The following is a 16,604-nucleotide window of genomic DNA, read 5'->3' as shown; positions in this document are numbered from 1 at the left end:
TGACTCAGCGTCGCAGCAGATTGTCCCGCAGCTCGCCGCCGAGCTGATCGAGCAGCTGACGGGCCAGTTGTTGGTAGTGGCCGCTGATAAGTTCGGCTCGCAGGCTCTTGCGGAGCCCCTTGTGGCGATAGGGGGGGATCGGCTTTTCCAGAATATCGGGGAAGCGGCTGATCGCCTGCGCCAGCAGGGGTTGCTCCTGCTGCTGACGATAGAGGGCGCGGGCGCCGGGATTGAGCCAGAGACGCCCCACCGCATACTTGACCCGTCTGATGAGATGACCCGACTCCTTTGTCGGATGCAGGCGGCGGGCGAGGGTTCGCAGGTGTGACAGATGAGATGACATGGTGCCGACCTCTGGCTGGTGTGATGAGACTGGGCGGGCAGTGCAGGAGCGGGGCGCTGGCTTGTAAAAAATGGATAGTAACAAAATGTGAAAATATGACGCCAATAGCCGCAGGTGCGGTGACATGGCCGCCATGGCCACGACAGAAAATCTGGCGTCATCCTCTTGATGTGGCAGATGGTTTGATGCGTAAAGGTTTTTGTTGTGTTTTGCGTTTGTTAAAAGTGGTTGAGCTGGCGCGAACGGCTGATTAAGCTAGGCCGGTTTTTTAGGGATGAGCCCGCCACCAGAGCGGGTAACACATGACACAAAACGGAGTTTTGCATGACAGCTAGCACACCCATGTTAATCACCTTCCTGGTGTACATCCTCGGCATGGTATTGATCGGCTTTATCGCCTATCGCGCCACCCGCAACTTTGATGACTATATTCTTGGCGGTCGCCGGATGGGGAGCTGGGTCACAGCCCTCTCCGCCGGCGCCTCCGACATGAGCGGCTGGCTGCTGATGGGCCTGCCCGGCGCCGTCTTCGTCAGCGGCATCTCCGAGAGCTGGATCGCCATCGGTTTGGTCATCGGCGCCTACCTCAACTGGCGCTGGGTGGCGGGCCGTCTGCGGGTACATACCGAGAAGAACCGCAACGCCCTGACCCTGCCGGACTATTTCACCTATCGCTTTGAGGATCACAGCAAGGTGCTGCGTATCCTCTCGGCGCTGGTGATCCTGCTCTTCTTCACCATCTACTGCGCCTCCGGCGTGGTGGCCGGTGCCCGATTGTTCGAGAGCACCTTCGGCATGGATTACAACACCGCCCTCTGGGTCGGCGCCGCCGCCACCATTAGCTACACCTTCTTCGGCGGCTTCCTCGCGGTGAGCTGGACCGATACGGTGCAGGCGACCCTGATGATCTTCGCCCTGATCCTGACCCCGGTGTTCATCATCATCGCCGTCGGCGGGGTGGACAGCGCCATGATCGAAGTGGCGGCCAAGAGTGCCACCAACCTCGACATGTTCAAGAATCTGGATGTTATCGCCATCATTTCCCTGATGGCCTGGGGCCTCGGTTACTTCGGTCAGCCCCATATTCTGGCCCGCTTCATGGCGGCAGATTCCCATCACTCCATGGTCAATGCCCGTCGTATCAGCATGACCTGGATGGTGTTCTGCCTCGCTGGCGCGGTGGCCATCGGCTTCTTCGGGCTGGCCTATTTTGCCCGCTTCCCGGAAGTGGCGGCTGGGGTGATCGGCAACCCGGAGCGGGTCTTTATCGAGCTCTCCAAGATCCTGTTCAACCCCTGGATAGCCGGTGTACTGCTCTCTGCCATTCTGGCGGCGGTGATGAGTACTCTAAGTTGTCAATTACTGGTCTGCTCCAGCGCCATCACCGAGGATCTCTATAAACCCTTCCTGCGCAAGAACGCCTCCCAGCGTGAGCTGGTGTGGGTAGGGCGCCTGATGGTGTTGCTGATCGCGGTGATTGCCATTGCCGTCGCCATGAATCCGGAGAACCGGGTGCTGGGGCTGGTGAGCTACGCCTGGGCCGGTTTTGGTGCCGCCTTCGGACCCGTTGTGCTGCTCTCCGTGCTCTGGCCGCGGATGACCCGCAACGGCGCACTGGCGGGCATGTTGGTCGGTGCCATCACCGTCATCGTCTGGAAGCAGTTCGGCTGGCTGGGGCTGTATGAGATCATCCCGGGCTTCCTGTTCGCTCTGCTGGCTATCGTGGTGGGCAGCCTGTTGGGCGAAGCGCCCTCAAAAGCGATGCTGGAGCGTTTTCGCGATGCCGAGGAGGAGTACAACACTCCGGCCGAGAGCGCGGGAGAGCCGGTCGCGGTGAACTGATCCCCCTTACCGCTTTCTGATTGAGAGCCCCGCCCCCGGACAAGGAGTGCCCTGGTTGGCCATCCTTGCACCGGTTTGGCGGGGCTTTGTGCTATCTGATTCACTCTTGGGCACTTTTTTATGTTCGGCCGATGGCTCCCGGGTGCTCGCTTTCTTTTGTCTTGGCACCGAATATGGGACACTAGGCCGCCTGAAGGAGATCTAGTGCATGCGGCTATTCACCCTGATCCTGATCCTCCTGCTGGGGGGACTGCAATATGACCTCTGGCTGGGGAAGAACGGACTATCCGATTATCAGAACCTGTCGGAGGCCATCTCGCAGCAACAGCGGGACAATCAGACGCTCAAGGATCGTAACGACCTTATTTACCGCGAGATAGATGATCTCACCTCTGGCCTCGAGGCTATCGAGGAGTTGTCGCGCAACGATCTGGGCTATATCAAGCAGGGGGAGACCTTCTACCGGATCATCCCCAAAGAGAAAGACAAAGAGACGGCGCCGGACGATGAACCCTATGATGACTGATGCTTGCCGGGTATCCGGCCTTACGGCGATCGTCCCTGCCGCCGGTATTGGCAGCCGGATGGGGGCCGATTGCCCTAAGCAGTACCTGCAACTGGCGGGCAAAACCATTCTCGAACATACCCTGGCACGGCTGCTCTCCCACCCTGCCATCGCGCAGGTGGTCGTGGCGCTGGCGCCCCATGACTGCTGGTTCGAGGCCCTGCCCGTGGCGACGGATCCCCGCATTGTGCGGGTGGAAGGGGGCGCCGAGCGCGCCTTTTCCGTCCTCAATGGCCTCCATGTAGCGCTAGGGGAGTGGTCGCTGGTGCACGATGCGGCTCGCCCCTGTCTGACTCACGGTGATCTCGATACGCTGATTGCAGCGGCCATGGACTGCGGCGGTGCCATTCTCGGCAGTCGGGTGCGCGATACCATGAAACGCTCCGATGGCGAGGGCAATATCATCGCCACCGTCGAGCGCGAGCAGCTCTGGCATGCCCTGACGCCGCAGATGTTCCCGACCCGAACCCTGCAACGGGCACTGGAAGAGGGGCTGGCGCTAGGGGCCACCATCACCGATGAGGCCTCCGCCATGGAGCGGGCCGGATTCACGGTGCGGATGGTGGAAGGGCGCGCCGACAATATCAAAGTGACCCGGCCGGAAGACTTGTCGCTGGCGGGGCTGTTTTTAAGCCAGCAGACATAAGCCCCTCAGTCAGAACAAACCGTTCAGAGCAACATGTTCAGAATAGAGTATCTAGAACAAGCAGGTCCGAACATACAGGCCCGAACAAGGAGTGAGCATGATCCGGATTGGACATGGTGTGGATGTAGATAACATTGATGTGGGAGGTTGCCGCTGATGATGCGCATTGGTCATGGTTTTGATGTCCATAAATTTGGCGGAGTCGGCCCCTGCATGTTGGGTGGTGTGCCGGTTCCCTATGAGCAGGGATTGATCGCCCACTCTGACGGCGACGTGGTGTTGCATGCGGTGAGCGATGCCCTGCTGGGGGCCATCGGTGCCGGTGACATCGGCCGCCACTTTCCCGATACCGCTGCCGAGTTCAAGGGGATCGACAGTCGCATCCTGCTGCGGGACGTGTTTGCCCGAATACAGAAGGCGGGTTATGCCATCGGCAACCTGGATGTGACCATCATCGCTCAGGCCCCCAAAATGGCCCCCCACATCGATGCCATGTGCGTCGTGCTGGCCGCCGATCTGCAATGTGATTTGAACCGGGTGAACGTCAAGGCGACCACCACCGAAAAACTGGGTTTTACGGGGCGCAAGGAAGGGATCGCCACCGAAGCCGTCGTCCTGTTGGTGAAACAATAATGCTGGAACAACTTGCCTATCTGCACGGGGCACCCACTGCCCGCGGTATCCTCAAGGCCGAGGCCGCCGACTTCGTGGTCAATGAAGATCTCGGGTTTGAGCCCTGTGGCGAGGGTGAACACATCTTCGTCCGGGTACGCAAAACCGGCGAGAACACCGCCTGGGTGGCGGGTCTGCTGGCCGATGCGGCCGGGGTCAACCGCAATGCGGTGACCTGGGCGGGCCTGAAGGATCGCCACGCGGTGACCGAGCAGTGGTTTGGCATTCACCTGCCGGGCAAGGCCGAGCCGGACTTGTCGGTCATCGAGAGCGACAGCATCCAGATCCTGCAAGCCAAGCGTCACAACCGCAAATTGCGGGTCGGTTATCTGAAGGGCAACCACTTCACCCTGCGCCTCACCGCTCTGGAGCAGGCCGATGGGCTGGAAGCACGCCTGCAGGCCATCGCCGGGCAGGGCGTACCCAATTACTATGGTGAGCAGCGTTTTGGCCGCGATGGCAACAATCTGGAAGCGGCCAAGGCGATGTTTGCCGGCAAGCGGATCAAGGATCGCAACAAACGTTCCCTCTACCTCTCTGCTGCTCGCAGCATGCTGTTCAACACCATCGTCAGCGCCCGCATCGAGCAGGGGCTGGCCTATCAGCTACTGGCCGGTGATTGCGTGATGCTCAAGGGCAGCCACTCCATCTTCAGCGAAGAGAGCGTGACCCCCGAGCTGGCAGCGCGTCTTGCCTCCGGTGACGTGCAGCTCACTGCGCCCCAGTGGGGCCGTGGCCGTCTGGCCAGTCAGGGCGCCGCTGCCGAGTTCGAGCAGGGCGTATTGGCTCCCTATAGCGATTGGTGTGACGGGCTGGAGAGGGCGGGGCTGGATCAGGATCGCCGCCCGCTGCTGCTCAAGCCGGAGCAGATGAGCTGGCAGCTGGACGGCGAGGCGCTGACCCTCTCCTTCTTCCTGCCGGCGGGCGCGTTTGCCACAAGCGTGGTGCGCGAGTTAATGCAGGCCGAAGAGGCCGATCATGGTTTCAGGAATCAGACCGATGCGAATTCTGGTCAGTAATGATGATGGTGTGCATGCCGAGGGGATTCGTGCCCTCAGCGAGGCGCTGCGCGCCTGCGGCGAGGTTATTGTGGTGGCGCCGGATCGCAACCGCAGCGGGGCGAGTCACTCCCTGACGCTGGAAGTGCCGCTGCGGGTGACCCGTCTCGGTGACCGCGGTTTTGATGGGCTTGAGTGCCACGCGGTGAAAGGGACGCCGACCGACTGCGTGCATCTGGCGGTCAACGAGCTGGTGCGCCCGGAGCCGGACATGGTGGTGGCGGGTATCAACCACGGCGCCAACCTGGGGGATGATGTCATCTACTCGGGGACGGTCGCCGCGGCCACCGAGGGGCGCCATCTTGGCTACCCCTCCATCGCCATCTCGCTGGTGGGCAAGACCCACTTCGCCACAGCGGCCCACTATGCGGCCTTGCTGGTGAAGGGGCTGATGAAACACCCCCTGCCTGCCGATCAGATCCTCAACGTCAACGTGCCGGACTTGCCCCTCGAGCAGATCAAGGGGATAAAGACCACCCGCCTTGGCAATCGCCACCGGGCGGAGTCGGTGATCCGCAGCGAGGATCCCCGTGGCCAGCCCATCTACTGGATCGGCCCCCCCGGCAGCCAGCAGGATGCCGGTGACGGTACCGATTTTGCTGCCATCGAGCAGGGCTATGTCTCGATCACCCCCCTGACCATCGATATGACTGCCTATGACAGTCTCGCCGGTCTGGGGGCTTGGTTAGATCTGCAGGGATGAGGGTGGTGTGATAGTACAGCGCCTGTTAAATCAGCTCATTGCGCAGGATATTCGCGATTTTCGCGTGCTGGCGACCATCGCGAAAGTGCCGCGCCAGCTGTTCGTGGACGAGGCCATGGCGCACAAGGCGTGGGACAACACCGCCCTGCCGATTGGCCACGGCCAGACCATTTCGCAGCCCTACATGGTGGCGCGAATGACCGAGCTGCTGATGCAAAACAACCCGGCCCACGTGCTGGAGATTGGCACTGGCTCGGGCTACCAGACGGCGATCCTCGCCCATCTGGTGGAGCATGTGTATACCGTGGAGCGGATCAAGTCGCTGCAGTTCCAGGCCCGACGCCGACTGCGCCAGCTCGATCTGCACAATGTCTCGGCCAAGCACGGCAATGGCTGGCTAGGGTGGCCCAACAAGGGGCCTTATGACGCCATTTTGGTGACGGCGGCGGCGAGCGAGATCCCGACGGCGCTGACCGATCAGTTGGCCGATGGCGGACGGCTGGTGTTACCCGTCGGTGACAGTCAGCAGACCCTGCAATTGATTGAACGCGCTGGTTCCCAGTTGACCAGCCGGATCCTGGAGCCGGTACGTTTTGTTCCCTTGATAAATGGAGATGTTGAGTGAAGTTGTTTTCCCGTTTGTATGTCCTGGTGATGCAGTGGGCTCGCCACAAATATGCCCCCTGGTATCTCTCCATCACTGCCTTTATCGAATCGGTGTTCTGGCCGATCCCGGTAGATGTGATGCTGGCGCCGATGGCGCTCGCCAAGCCGCACAAGGCGTGGCACTACGCGGGTCTTGCCACCCTCTTTTCAGTGCTGGGGGCGCTGTTTGGATACGCCCTTGGCTATGCCCTGTGGGATCCTGTGGTGCAGCCGTTGATAGAGTCCGTCGGTTATCAGGGCAAGATCGAGATCGCTCGTCACTGGTTTGAACAGTGGGGGATCTGGGTCATTTTCATTGCCAGCTTCACCCCTATCCCCTACAAGGTGTTTACCGTCACGGCAGGGTTGTTGCAAATGGCTCTGTTGCCCTTCATCATCACCTCCCTCATCGGTCGTGGCATGCGCTTCTTCCTGGTTGCGGGGCTGATGCGCTGGGGCGGCGAGAAGATGGAACGCAAGCTGATGCACTATGTGGATGTGCTCGGTTGGCTCTGTATTGCTCTGGCCGTGGTAGCCTATCTCTGGTTTAGTCGTTAAGGATCCATTATGCGTTCGCGTATTTGGCAGGGAAGCAGTGTCGTGGTGCTATCGTGGTTGCTGCTTGCCTGCTCCTCCAGTAAAACTGCAGCTCCGGTGGATGGTGTTGATGACGGGCAGTTTGTCTCGACCATTCCGGCTCGCCAGAGCGGTATCCAGGTAAGCGCCCCCATTCAGGGCGGCAGCTATGTGGTGAAGAGGGGGGATACCCTCTACTCCATCGCTTTCAACTCCGGCAACGATGTGCCCTCGCTGGCCAGCCTCAACAATATCAGCCCCCCTTACAACATCTATCCGGGGCAGCGGCTGCGACTCGATGGCTCCAGCGCCAGTGTTGGCAGCAGCCGCAGCACGGGCACCTATGAGGTACGCCGTGGCGATACCCTGAGCAGCATCGGCCGTCAGTTTGGCATGAGTGCGCAGGCGCTGGCCCAGAGCAATAACCTGAGCGCCCCCTATGCGCTGCAACCGGGTCAGGTGCTCAATGTGCAGTCCGGTGGCAGTACAACCCAGATGGTGGCTGCAAATCGTCCGACAACCCCCACGCCGGTTACAACCAGCCGCCCGAGCAGCGGACCGCGCCCGTTGGTCGCATCGAGTAGTTCTGGTCAGACCACGCCATTCATCGCTCAGAAATCCGTTGCTCCGGCAGCACCGAAGGAATACGCTCAGGTCAAAGAACAAAAAACAAATAACTCCCAGTCGAGACTTGCTTGGCACTGGCCTGCAAAGGGCCGGATCGTCGAGGGTTTCTCTGTTGCAGAACAGGGTAACAAGGGGATCGACATAGCCGGTCAGAAGGGGCAACCCGTCTATGCCGCCAGCGGCGGTAAAGTGGTATACGCTGGCAGTGCTTTAAGGGGGTACGGCAAGCTGATCATCCTCAAGCATGATGATGACTACCTCTCCGCCTACGCACATAACGACGAGTTGCGTGTGAAGGAAGGGGACAGCATCAAGGGGGGCTCGGTGATTGCCAACATGGGTAGCACGGACGCGCCGGATGTGCGATTGCATTTCGAGATCCGGTACAGAGGCAAGTCGATCAATCCGATGAGCTATTTGCCAAAGCGTTAACCCCAGAGAGACCGTCTTACTCTGGTAACGTCAGGGAGACACACCATGAGCCAAGAACAACTGGTAATGCAGGATGCAGAATTAGAGTTTAACGCCGAATCCGAGTCTCAAGAGGTAGAGGAGTTGCAGGAGGTAGTCGCCGAGACGGAGGAGACTATCTCCGATGAGTTGCTGGCGCCGGAACTGAACAAGGTGATGGACGCCACCCAGCTCTATCTGGGGGAGATTGGCTTTTCCCCCCTCCTCACCGCCGAAGAGGAAGTCTATTATGCCCGTCGTGCCTTGCGGGGTGACAAAGCCGCCCGCAAGCGCATGATCGAGTCCAACCTGCGTCTGGTCGTCAAAATTGCCCGTCGCTACAACAACCGCGGCCTGGTGCTGCTGGATCTCATCGAAGAGGGCAACCTCGGTCTCATCCGCGCGGTCGAGAAGTTTGACCCCGAACGTGGTTTCCGTTTCTCGACCTATGCCACCTGGTGGATCCGTCAGACCATAGAGCGGGCCATCATGAACCAGACCCGTACCATCCGGCTGCCCATTCATGTGGTCAAGGAGTTAAACGTTTATCTGCGCACCGCGCGTGAACTCTCCCATCGCCTCGATCATGAACCGACCGCCGAGGATATCGCCTTCGCGCTCGATCGTTCGGTGGATGACGTGAACCGCATGCTCAAGCTCAACGAGAAGATCACCTCGGTTGACACCCCCATCGGCGGCGATCGCGACAAGGTGCTGCTGGATGTGCTCTCCGACGAGCGCGGCATGGGGCCGGAGCTGGAGTCTCAGGAAGATGACATGCGCGCCAGCATAGTGCACTGGCTTGAGGAGCTGAATCCCAAGCAGCGGGAAGTACTGGCCCGTCGTTTTGGCCTGCTGGGCTATGAGCCGGCCACTCTCGAGGATGTGGGGGCCGAGATAGGCCTGACCCGCGAACGGGTACGCCAGATCCAGGTGGAGGGGCTGCGCCGCCTGAGGGAGATCCTGCTGAGTCAGGGACTCTCCATCGAGGCACTGTTTCGCACCAATTGAGCATCCGTATCAATTAAGGGTCCGTAACAGCGGAGTCACGGCATCAGCCAGATAGCACGAGGGGAGCAACAGCTCCCCTCGTTTTTTATGGTCTGGCGATAGCGGTGCGGTTATACCAGCTCAGCCAGCATGGTTTCGGCGTAGGGCACCAGCGCTTCGCCATTTTTCACCTTGGCGAGATAGTCCGGGTTGGCGATAAGCGGGCGGCCGATGGCCACCAGATCGAATCGGTTGACCTCGATGGCCGCAGCGGCGCGCTCGGCGTCGTAGTTGCCAACACCTACCAGATTGCCCTTGTAGTGGGCGCGCAGATAGTCGGAGGCATGGCCACCCAGATAATCGAAGGTGAGGTTGTCATCGAAGATGCCGAGGTGGATATAAGCCAGCGGGCGATCGTTGAGCTTGCCCAGCAGGTAGTCGAACACGGCGCGATCTTCCGGGCTACCCGTCAGATGGACATAGGCACCCGGGGAGAGGCGAATACCAACCCGATCACCGCCGATACGGGCGCTGATGGCATCGACTACTTCCAGCGCAAAGCGGCTCATCTTTTCCGGGCTGCCACCGTAGTTGTCTGTGCGCAGGTTGGTGGAGTGGTGCAGGAACTGGTCGATCAGGTAGCCGTTGGCACCGTGGATCTCCACCCCGTCAAAGCCCGCTTCGATGGCGTTGGCAGCGGCTTGGGCGTAATCCAGCACCAGCTGGGCGATTTCCGCCTCGGTCAGGGCGCGCGGCACCTGATAGGTCAGCTCGCGCATGCGGGGCACAGTGCCCTCGTGCGCCACGGCAGAGGGGGCCAACACTTCAGCCTGATGGAAGAAGGGGTGGGAGAGGCGGCCGACGTGCCACAGCTGGGCGAAGATCTTGCCGCCCTTGGTGTGCACGGCGCTGGTCACTTTCTGCCAGCCATCGATCTGCGCCTGGGTGAAGAGGCCCGGGGTATTGGGGTAGCCCTGCGCGTCGGGGCGGATGATGACGGCCTCGGAAACAATCAGGCCGATGTCGGCGCGGCGGCCATAATAGGCAGCCATCTGCTCGGTCGGCACCAGACCGGGGCCTGCCATGCAGCGGGTGAGCGGGGCCATCATGAAACGGTTGGCCAGGGTCAGAGTGTCATTAAGGCGATACGGCTGAAACAGGGTATTCATGATAGGTTGTCCTGAACGGGTTATTCTTGAACGTGCATTCAAGACGTTTTTTGCGTCGGGCGCAAGCTTTTTTTGAATGCTCGTTCAAGAAGGTTGGCCCGAGCGGGTGGCTGGGTTAAACTTGCCGCCCTTTCCAGCCACTCTTTACCGGTGGGCCCTGTTGCACCTTGCCGGTGAACCATTTCCCACGGGAGGAACCATGCGCATAGCCGAGTTTGATCGGGACGAGGTACTGCGAAATGCCATGGAGGCGTTTCGCGCCAAGGGATACGCCAAGACCACCATGCAGGAGCTGGTGGCCGCCACTGGCCTGCATCCGGGCAGCATCTACGGCGCCTTCGGCAACAAGCGTGGCCTGCTGCTGGCGGCGGTGGATCACTATGTCGAGGGTAAACGCACCCTGCGCCGCTCCTTGCTCGACAACCCGAGCCCGCTGGCGGGCCTTGCGGCTTATCTCGACCGGATTGTGGGAGAGGCGCTCTGCGGCTCCTGTCTGGTGACTCGCACCATGATGGAGCTGAGCGAGCAGGATGAGGAGCTGATCCAGCGGGTCAAGGGGATCTATGGCGAGCTGGAGCAGGATCTGGCCGAGTTGCTGACGCAGGCGCAGGCCAAGGGCGAGCTGGCCCCGGATAGCAATATCCACACCCTCACCGCCCTGCTGCTGATCAGCCTGCAAGGGCTGGTCACCTTCGCCCAGTGCCGCCCCGATCGCCCCCTGCTCGACGACGTAGTCGCCCAGCTGATGCGGGCCCTGCGGGCGTAACGCGATACAGCAGAAACAACAGTGGCTCCCGAGGGAGCCACTGTTGTTTTTGGGAGACTTACCTCGGCCCCACCAGCTCTTTCATCAAATCCTTGAGCCACACCAGTGCGGGTTGTTGCGCGTGAACGGGATGCCAGACGCAGTTGAGGTGGTAGTCGGGCACGTCCTCGGGCAGCGGCAGGCTTTTCAGCGGCCAGTGGCTGGCGAGCAGCTCGGCCACCATGCTGGGCAGCACCAAGAGGTGATCGCTCTGGCTGACGATGGCGGCGGCGGACATGTAACTCTGACTGTTGACCGAGATGGTGCGGCTAAAGCCCTGACTCTTCAGATAGCGGTCGAGGCTCGCCTCCGAGGTGCCTAGCGGCGAGTGGAACACATGGGGCATGGCGATGAGCTGCGGCAGGGTGATGCGCTCCTGCCATTGGGAGGGATCATCCTCGGCCCCGGCGGGGGCCGATTTGGCAATCGGCAGATCGGCGCGCACCAGCCCGGCCAGCGGCTCGGTGAGCCAGGTCTCCTTGCCTAGATACCCCGGCACCTGCATGTACTCGTCAAAGCCCAGCACCAGATCGATCTCGCCGCTTGCCAGCTCGGCTTCGGGCAGGGTGTCGCGCAGGATGCGGATCTCGATGGTGACCCCCGGCGCCAGCCGTCTGAGCCGCTGGATCAGCGGCGGGATCAGCACGCACTCCACGTAATCTGTGGTGCAGAGCACGAAGCGCCGCTTCGACTGGCTTGGCTCGAACTCCTCCTCCTCCAAGAGCTGCTGCTCCAGCAGCCGCAGCGCCTGCTGTACCCCGAGATGCAGCCGCTGGGCGCGCGGGGTCGGCAGCATCCCCTGCGGGGTGCGCACCAGCAGCGGATCATCAAAGAAGGTACGCAGCCTACCCAGCGCGTGGCTCATGGCGGGCTGGCTGATAAAGAGCGCCTCGGCGGCGCGGGTGACGCTGCCCTGCGTCATCAGGGCGTCAAAGGCGAGCAGCAGATTGAGGTCGAGTTGATGCAGTTTCATGGGGGGGATTATTCGCCGTGTTTATGGGACAATCCATCCTATTCATTTGATGGATAGGGGCGCAACGTCTTACTCTGCGACCCACTGTTATTTTTTCAGGATTCCCGCGCCGCATCGGGCGTAAACGGGGGCCTCAATCCATGCAAGGAGCCTTGCGATGAGCATCAAGACCATTCATTCCGCTCTTATTGAGTCAACACCGGCCGCTGACGGCTTCACCATGCCCGCCGAGTGGGCGCACCAGCAGGCCGTCTGGATGATCTGGCCGTATCGCCCTGACAACTGGCGTGAAGCCGGTCGCTTCGCCCAGCCCACCTTTGCCAAGGTAGCCGATGCCATCGGCGGCGCCACCCCGGTCTTTATGGGGGTGCCGGCCCAGTTTATGGAGCAGGCCCGCGCCATCATGCCCGCCCACGTCACTCTGGTTGAAATGAACAGCGATGACTGCTGGGCCCGCGATACCGGCCCGACCATAGTCACCAACGCTGCCGGCGAGTGCCGTGGCGTGGATTGGGGCTTCAACGCCTGGGGCGGCCACAAGGGCGGTCTCTACTACCCGTGGGATCAGGATGAAGAGGTCGCAGCCCAGATGCTGGCCCAGCACGGTATGGCTCGCTACGACGCGCCGCTCATTCTGGAAGGGGGCTCCATCCACGTCGATGGCGAAGGCACCTGCCTGACCAGCGCCGAGTGCCTGCTCAACGAAAACCGCAACCCGCACCTGACCAAAGAGCAGATCGAAGCTCACCTGCGCGACTATCTGGGCGTCACCAGCTTTATCTGGCTGGATGAAGGCGTCTACATGGATGAAACCGACGGCCACATCGACAACATGTGCTGCTTCGTGCGTCCGGGTGAAGTGGCGCTGCACTGGACTGACGATCAGAACGATCCCCAGTACGCCCGCTCCGTGGCCGCCCTCAAGGTGCTGGAAGCGGCGGTCGATGCCAAGGGTCGCAAGCTGAAAGTGTGGAAGCTGCCCCAGCCGGGCCCGCTGTTCTGCACTGAAGATGAGTCTGCCGGTGTTGAGAGCGGCAGCGGTGTGCCGCGCGAGGCAGAAGGCCGTCTGGCCGGTTCCTACGTGAACTTCCTCATCACCAACGATCGCATTGTCTACCCGCTGCTGGATGCCGCCACCGATGGCGAAGCCCAGCGCATTCTGGAAGAGATCTTCCCGGAGCACACCGTGATCGGCGTGCCGGCCCGCGAGATCCTGCTGGGCGGTGGCAATATCCACTGCATTACTCAGCAGATCCCTTCCGGCCAGTAAGAACCGGATGACGATCCTGCTGCGAGACAGTGATCAAGGCTCATGTGCTGCTCGGAAGCCTCACGTATGTTTATACGCTCCGGTTCCTGTGCTGCTCTTCACCTTGCTGACGGCCTCTCGCGACGGGTCGTAAACCGGTTCCGGTGAGTATTCCAAACCCCACTCCGTGGGGTTTTATCTCTTGATGGTGTGATGAGCGCCGTCGCTGATGCGGCGATCATCATGACAAATAGTCACCCTTATTACAGGAGATCCCTAATGATCGCCAAAATGGTAGATGTCACCGAGGTTTCCATTGCCGAGCTGCGTGCCGCGCTCGAATCAGGCCGCACCACAGCGGTCGAACTGGTCAAGGCCTATCTGGCCCGGATCGAGGCCTACAACGGCCCCGAGACACAAACCCGCCTCAATGCCTTGGTGGTCGCCAATCCCGATGCGCTGAAAGAGGCGCAAGCTTCTGATGCCCGCCGCGCCCGTGGCGAAACCCTGGGGCCGCTCGACGGCATCCCCTACACCGCCAAAGATAGCTATCTGGTCAAGGGGCTGACCGCCGCCTCCGGCAGCCCGGCTTTCAAGGATCTGGTGGCCCAGCGCGATGCCTTTACCGTTGAGCGGCTGCGCGCCGCCGGAGCCATCTGCCTTGGCAAAACCAATATGCCGCCGATGGCCAATGGCGGCATGCAGCGCGGCGTCTATGGCCGTGCCGAGAGCCCCTACAACGCCGACTACCTGACCGCGCCCTTTGCCTCCGGCTCCTCCAACGGTGCCGGTACTGCCACCGCCGCCAGCTTCTCTGCCTTTGGTCTGGCGGAAGAGACCTGGTCGAGTGGCCGAGGCCCGGCTTCCAACAACGGCCTGTGTGCCTACACCCCTTCCCGTGGCGTCATCTCGGTGCGTGGCAACTGGCCGCTGACCCCGACCATGGACGTGGTGGTGCCCTACGCCCGCACCATGGCCGATCTGCTGGAAGTACTGGATGTAGTGGTGGCGGATGATAGCGACACCCGTGGCGATCTGTGGCGGATGCAGCCCTGGGTCAAGATCCCCAAGGCCTCCGACGTGCGTCCGGCTTCTTATCTTGAGCTGGCTGCCAAGCCCGATGCCCTCAAGGGCAAGCGCCTCGGCGTGCCGCGCATGTTTATCAACAAGGATGAACTGGTCGGCACCAGCGACAACCCCGGTATCGGCGGCCCGACCGGTCAGCGCATCCATACCCGCGAGGCCGTTATTGCCCTCTGGGAAGATGCGCGCAAGGCGTTGGAAGCCGCTGGCGCTGAAGTTATCGAAGTGGACTTCCCGCTGGTTTCCAACTGCGAAGGGGACCGACCCGGCGCGCCGACCGTGTTCAATCGCGGCATCGTGAGCCCGGAGTTTCTCAACGACGAGCTGTGGGAGCTCTCCGGCTGGGCGTTCGACGACTTCCTGCGCGCCAACGGCGATCCCAAGCTGAACAAGCTGGCCGATGTCGATGGGCCGAAGATCTTCCCCCACGACCCGGGCACCCTGCCGAACCGCGAGGGCGATCTGGCGGCGGGCATGGACGAGTACGTCAAGATGGCCAAGCGTGGCCTGAAATCGTGGGACGAGATCGCCACAGTGCCGGACGGCCTGCGTGGGCAGGAAAAGACCCGCAAGCTGGATCTGGAAGATTGGATGGACGGGCTCAAGCTCGACGCCGTACTGTTCCCCACCGTCGCGGACGTCGCCCCGGCTGACGCGGATGTGAATCCGGCCTCCGCCGATATCGCCTGGAGCAACGGCATCTGGGTTGCCAACGGCAACCTCGCCATTCGCCATCTCGGCGTGCCGACCGTCACCGTCCCCATGGGGGTGATGGCCGATATCGGTATGCCGGTGGGCCTGACCTTCGCCGGTCGCGCCTATGACGACAACAACCTGCTGCGCTTTGCCTCGGCCTTCGAGTCCACTGGCAGCAAGCGTATGGTGCCGCCGCGCACTCCGCCGCTGGGGTGATATTCGTTAGGGCAGCTAGTGGTAACCAATCCGCGCACAGAAGGCCCCGGACATGCCATGCACGGCGTGCCAGACATGGCGCGGGAGAGACAGGTCGGGTGTGGAGTATCGTGAGCCGCAAGGGATAAGCAAGGCCCGCACACCAACAAGCCCGCAGGAGAGCGACGCCGTCAGTGGGCGGTCAACAGGGTTGTCTGGTACTTACGGGGGGAACGAAACAAGGCGCCTGCAGATCCCTTGATGGTCAGTATGCCTTGTGCCTAATTGTTGAATCCAGCCTGAGCGGGTATAGCATCGTTCTGGTTTATTGGCGTAAAATACGCCCCCCATTTTTGGAGGTTTTATCTTGTTCAAATATGTTTTCATGTTGGCTGCACTGCTGGCCGCTCCGTTGGCACTGGCTGACGACCAGTTTACGCTAGGCCGCACCATCGTGTTGGGCTTGGGAGAAAAAGGTTCAAGTATTACCAAGGTTATCTGCCTGCCGACCCAGTCGATTAAAGTGAAGGCCGAGCGCGACCTCACTCTGGACAAGTTGGTGATCACCTACAGCGGAGAGAAGACCAAAACAGTGAGCTTCAACCGTAAACTCAAAGAAGATCAAGAAACCGAGTGGAAATCTATCGGCGGTCGCCTTTGCGTCAAGAAGATTCAAGTCTATGGCTATGCCGATGGCCTCTTGGCAAAAGTGAAGGTGTTTGGTCGTCGCTGAGTTGCGGTGGCAATGGGCCGTTATCATCAGCAATGCTGATAAGTTAAGGACCCATTGACCGATCCTTCTGCTATAGGACAATCCGGAACCCGTTATTGGTTTCGGATTTTTTTCAATGGAGATCTCATATTATTTTTTTGAGGCTTCTTTTATCTCCTCGGTTATCTGCCGCTTTTCCTCCTGTCCCCGGTGTCAGGATAGTTGTCGCCTAAACAGATCACGCTAAATGGAAGACCGGGGGCGGAAGCAGGCCCCGCCAGGGTATGACTCATCAAGGTGCGCTTGCACGAATCGGATAACAAAAAACGCCCGAGCGGGCGTTTTTTGTTGGTGGCGCAGATGTGTAAGCGCCCCTAGATCAGGAGGATAACGTCGGCAAGGTGATGAAAGGCTCGCTGACGAGAAAAGCGATGGAGTATACGCTGGCGCAATGGCGTTGTCTGGTGGGTTACTGCGAACGAGGCGAACTGCACATCAGCAACGTGCTGGCGGAAAACGCGATCCGCCCGTTTGCGGTGGGTCGCAAGGCGTGGTTGTTCGCCGATAGCGCGCAAGGAGCGAAGGCGAGCGCGACCTGCTACTCG

The 16,604-nt window shown here is 60.8% G+C and carries 17 protein-coding genes and 1 pseudogene; 15 read left to right on the top strand and 3 right to left on the bottom strand.

From position 1 onward, the window contains the following. Positions 1-4: 4 nt before the first annotated feature. Positions 5-343: a DUF535 family protein gene (locus BN1125_RS08375; protein WP_244268484.1), complete on the bottom strand. Its 339-nt coding sequence runs from the start codon at positions 341-343 to the stop codon at positions 5-7. Between the two features lie 324 nt (positions 344-667). Between BN1125_RS08375 and putP the strand changes: the two genes are divergently transcribed. The 10 genes from putP to rpoS all read left to right on the top strand — a co-directional run bounded on the left by putP (position 668) and on the right by rpoS (position 9,138). Beyond that, positions 668-2,185, top strand: coding sequence for a sodium/proline symporter PutP (putP, locus tag BN1125_RS08370; RefSeq protein ID WP_042011748.1), 1,518 nt, complete (start codon positions 668-670; stop codon positions 2,183-2,185). Between the two features lie 208 nt (positions 2,186-2,393). After that, positions 2,394-2,711 carry a cell division protein FtsB gene (gene ftsB, locus BN1125_RS08365; RefSeq protein WP_005335520.1) on the top strand — a complete coding sequence of 106 codons (318 nt, stop codon included), beginning with the start codon at positions 2,394-2,396 and terminating at the stop codon, positions 2,709-2,711. Further along, on the top strand, positions 2,704-3,396 hold the full coding sequence (ispD, locus tag BN1125_RS08360; protein ID WP_042011775.1) for a 2-C-methyl-D-erythritol 4-phosphate cytidylyltransferase: 693 nt from the start codon (positions 2,704-2,706) through the stop codon (positions 3,394-3,396). Before ftsB ends, ispD begins: the two co-directional genes overlap by 8 nt. Positions 3,397-3,552: 156 nt before the next feature. After that, positions 3,553-4,029 carry a 2-C-methyl-D-erythritol 2,4-cyclodiphosphate synthase gene (ispF, locus tag BN1125_RS08355; RefSeq protein ID WP_042011774.1) on the top strand — a complete coding sequence of 159 codons (477 nt, stop codon included), beginning with the start codon at positions 3,553-3,555 and terminating at the stop codon, positions 4,027-4,029. Then, entirely contained in the window at positions 4,029-5,087 is a 1,059-nt protein-coding gene (gene truD, locus BN1125_RS08350; RefSeq protein WP_042011747.1) for a tRNA pseudouridine(13) synthase TruD, read from the top strand. Before ispF ends, truD begins: the two co-directional genes overlap by 1 nt. Beyond that, a complete protein-coding gene (gene surE / locus BN1125_RS08345) occupies positions 5,068-5,829 on the top strand; it encodes a 5'/3'-nucleotidase SurE (protein ID WP_042011746.1) in 762 nt (253 codons plus the stop codon). Before truD ends, surE begins: the two co-directional genes overlap by 20 nt. Positions 5,830-5,836: 7 nt before the next feature. Next, positions 5,837-6,454, top strand: a complete 618-nt coding sequence (locus BN1125_RS08340) for a protein-L-isoaspartate(D-aspartate) O-methyltransferase (protein WP_042011745.1) — start codon at positions 5,837-5,839, stop codon at positions 6,452-6,454. Then, positions 6,451-7,032 (top strand): YqaA family protein, encoded by a 582-nt coding sequence (locus tag BN1125_RS08335; RefSeq protein WP_042011743.1) that lies wholly within the window; start codon positions 6,451-6,453, stop codon positions 7,030-7,032. The genes BN1125_RS08340 and BN1125_RS08335 overlap by 4 nt, the downstream gene beginning before the upstream one ends. A gap of 9 nt (positions 7,033-7,041) precedes the next feature. Then, a complete protein-coding gene (locus BN1125_RS08330) occupies positions 7,042-8,109 on the top strand; it encodes a LysM peptidoglycan-binding domain-containing protein (protein ID WP_042011741.1) in 1,068 nt (355 codons plus the stop codon). A gap of 45 nt (positions 8,110-8,154) precedes the next feature. Further along, the gene (gene rpoS / locus BN1125_RS08325) at positions 8,155-9,138 is read left to right on the top strand and encodes an RNA polymerase sigma factor RpoS (protein ID WP_042011738.1); all 984 of its coding nucleotides are present in this window, start codon (positions 8,155-8,157) and stop codon (positions 9,136-9,138) included. Between the two features lie 110 nt (positions 9,139-9,248). Here rpoS and BN1125_RS08320 read toward each other — a convergent pair whose 3' ends face one another. After that, the gene (locus BN1125_RS08320) at positions 9,249-10,286 is read right to left on the bottom strand and encodes an alkene reductase (RefSeq protein ID WP_042011735.1); all 1,038 of its coding nucleotides are present in this window, start codon (positions 10,284-10,286) and stop codon (positions 9,249-9,251) included. A 199-nt stretch (positions 10,287-10,485) separates the two neighbouring features. Here BN1125_RS08320 and BN1125_RS08315 point away from each other — a divergent pair, with 199 nt between their 5' ends. After that, positions 10,486-11,052 carry a TetR/AcrR family transcriptional regulator gene (locus BN1125_RS08315; RefSeq protein ID WP_042011734.1) on the top strand — a complete coding sequence of 189 codons (567 nt, stop codon included), beginning with the start codon at positions 10,486-10,488 and terminating at the stop codon, positions 11,050-11,052. 58 nt (positions 11,053-11,110) lie between these two features. Here the strand turns inward: BN1125_RS08315 and BN1125_RS08310 are convergent, their stop codons facing one another. Next, a complete protein-coding gene (locus BN1125_RS08310; protein WP_042011730.1) occupies positions 11,111-12,064 on the bottom strand; it encodes a LysR family transcriptional regulator in 954 nt (317 codons plus the stop codon). A gap of 157 nt (positions 12,065-12,221) precedes the next feature. Between BN1125_RS08310 and aguA the strand changes: the two genes are divergently transcribed. The 4 genes and pseudogenes from aguA to BN1125_RS08290 form a co-directional block, all read left to right on the top strand. Next, complete coding sequence (aguA, locus tag BN1125_RS08305; protein ID WP_042011727.1) at positions 12,222-13,334, top strand: agmatine deiminase; 1,113 nt, start codon at positions 12,222-12,224, stop codon at positions 13,332-13,334. Between the two features lie 270 nt (positions 13,335-13,604). Then, positions 13,605-15,308 (top strand): amidase, encoded by a 1,704-nt coding sequence (locus BN1125_RS08300; protein ID WP_042011773.1) that lies wholly within the window; start codon positions 13,605-13,607, stop codon positions 15,306-15,308. Between the two features lie 346 nt (positions 15,309-15,654). Next, entirely contained in the window at positions 15,655-16,020 is a 366-nt protein-coding gene (locus BN1125_RS08295; protein ID WP_244268483.1) for a DUF2541 family protein, read from the top strand. A 362-nt stretch (positions 16,021-16,382) separates the two neighbouring features. Then, a pseudogene (locus tag BN1125_RS08290) lies at positions 16,383-16,604 on the top strand (IS66 family transposase); the annotation flags it as partial.

Origin of the sequence: Aeromonas fluvialis (assembly GCF_000819885.1) — a bacterium.
GTDB lineage: Bacteria > Pseudomonadota > Gammaproteobacteria > Enterobacterales > Aeromonadaceae > Aeromonas > Aeromonas fluvialis.
Note: the sequence above shows the minus strand (reverse complement) of the source record. Positions and strands in the feature narration are given on the sequence as shown.

Bases quoted from the DNA above. Each gene is read 5' to 3' on its own strand.
- ftsB (WP_005335520.1), top strand. From the start codon at position 2,394: ATGCGGCTATTCACCCTGATCCTGATCCTCCTGCTGGGGGGACTGCAA.
- ispF (WP_042011774.1), top strand. From the start codon at position 3,553: ATGATGCGCATTGGTCATGGTTTTGATGTCCATAAATTTGGCGGAGTC.
- ispD (WP_042011775.1), top strand. From the start codon at position 2,704: ATGACTGATGCTTGCCGGGTATCCGGCCTTACGGCGATCGTCCCTGCC.
- BN1125_RS08320 (WP_042011735.1), bottom strand. From the start codon at position 10,286: ATGAATACCCTGTTTCAGCCGTATCGCCTTAATGACACTCTGACCCTG.
- rpoS (WP_042011738.1), top strand. From the start codon at position 8,155: ATGAGCCAAGAACAACTGGTAATGCAGGATGCAGAATTAGAGTTTAAC.
- surE (WP_042011746.1), top strand. From the start codon at position 5,068: ATGCGAATTCTGGTCAGTAATGATGATGGTGTGCATGCCGAGGGGATT.
- BN1125_RS08375 (WP_244268484.1), bottom strand. From the start codon at position 343: ATGTCATCTCATCTGTCACACCTGCGAACCCTCGCCCGCCGCCTGCAT.
- BN1125_RS08315 (WP_042011734.1), top strand. From the start codon at position 10,486: ATGCGCATAGCCGAGTTTGATCGGGACGAGGTACTGCGAAATGCCATG.
- putP (WP_042011748.1), top strand. From the start codon at position 668: ATGACAGCTAGCACACCCATGTTAATCACCTTCCTGGTGTACATCCTC.
- BN1125_RS08310 (WP_042011730.1), bottom strand. From the start codon at position 12,064: ATGAAACTGCATCAACTCGACCTCAATCTGCTGCTCGCCTTTGACGCC.
- BN1125_RS08300 (WP_042011773.1), top strand. From the start codon at position 13,605: ATGGTAGATGTCACCGAGGTTTCCATTGCCGAGCTGCGTGCCGCGCTC.
- BN1125_RS08330 (WP_042011741.1), top strand. From the start codon at position 7,042: ATGCGTTCGCGTATTTGGCAGGGAAGCAGTGTCGTGGTGCTATCGTGG.
- truD (WP_042011747.1), top strand. From the start codon at position 4,029: ATGCTGGAACAACTTGCCTATCTGCACGGGGCACCCACTGCCCGCGGT.
- aguA (WP_042011727.1), top strand. From the start codon at position 12,222: ATGAGCATCAAGACCATTCATTCCGCTCTTATTGAGTCAACACCGGCC.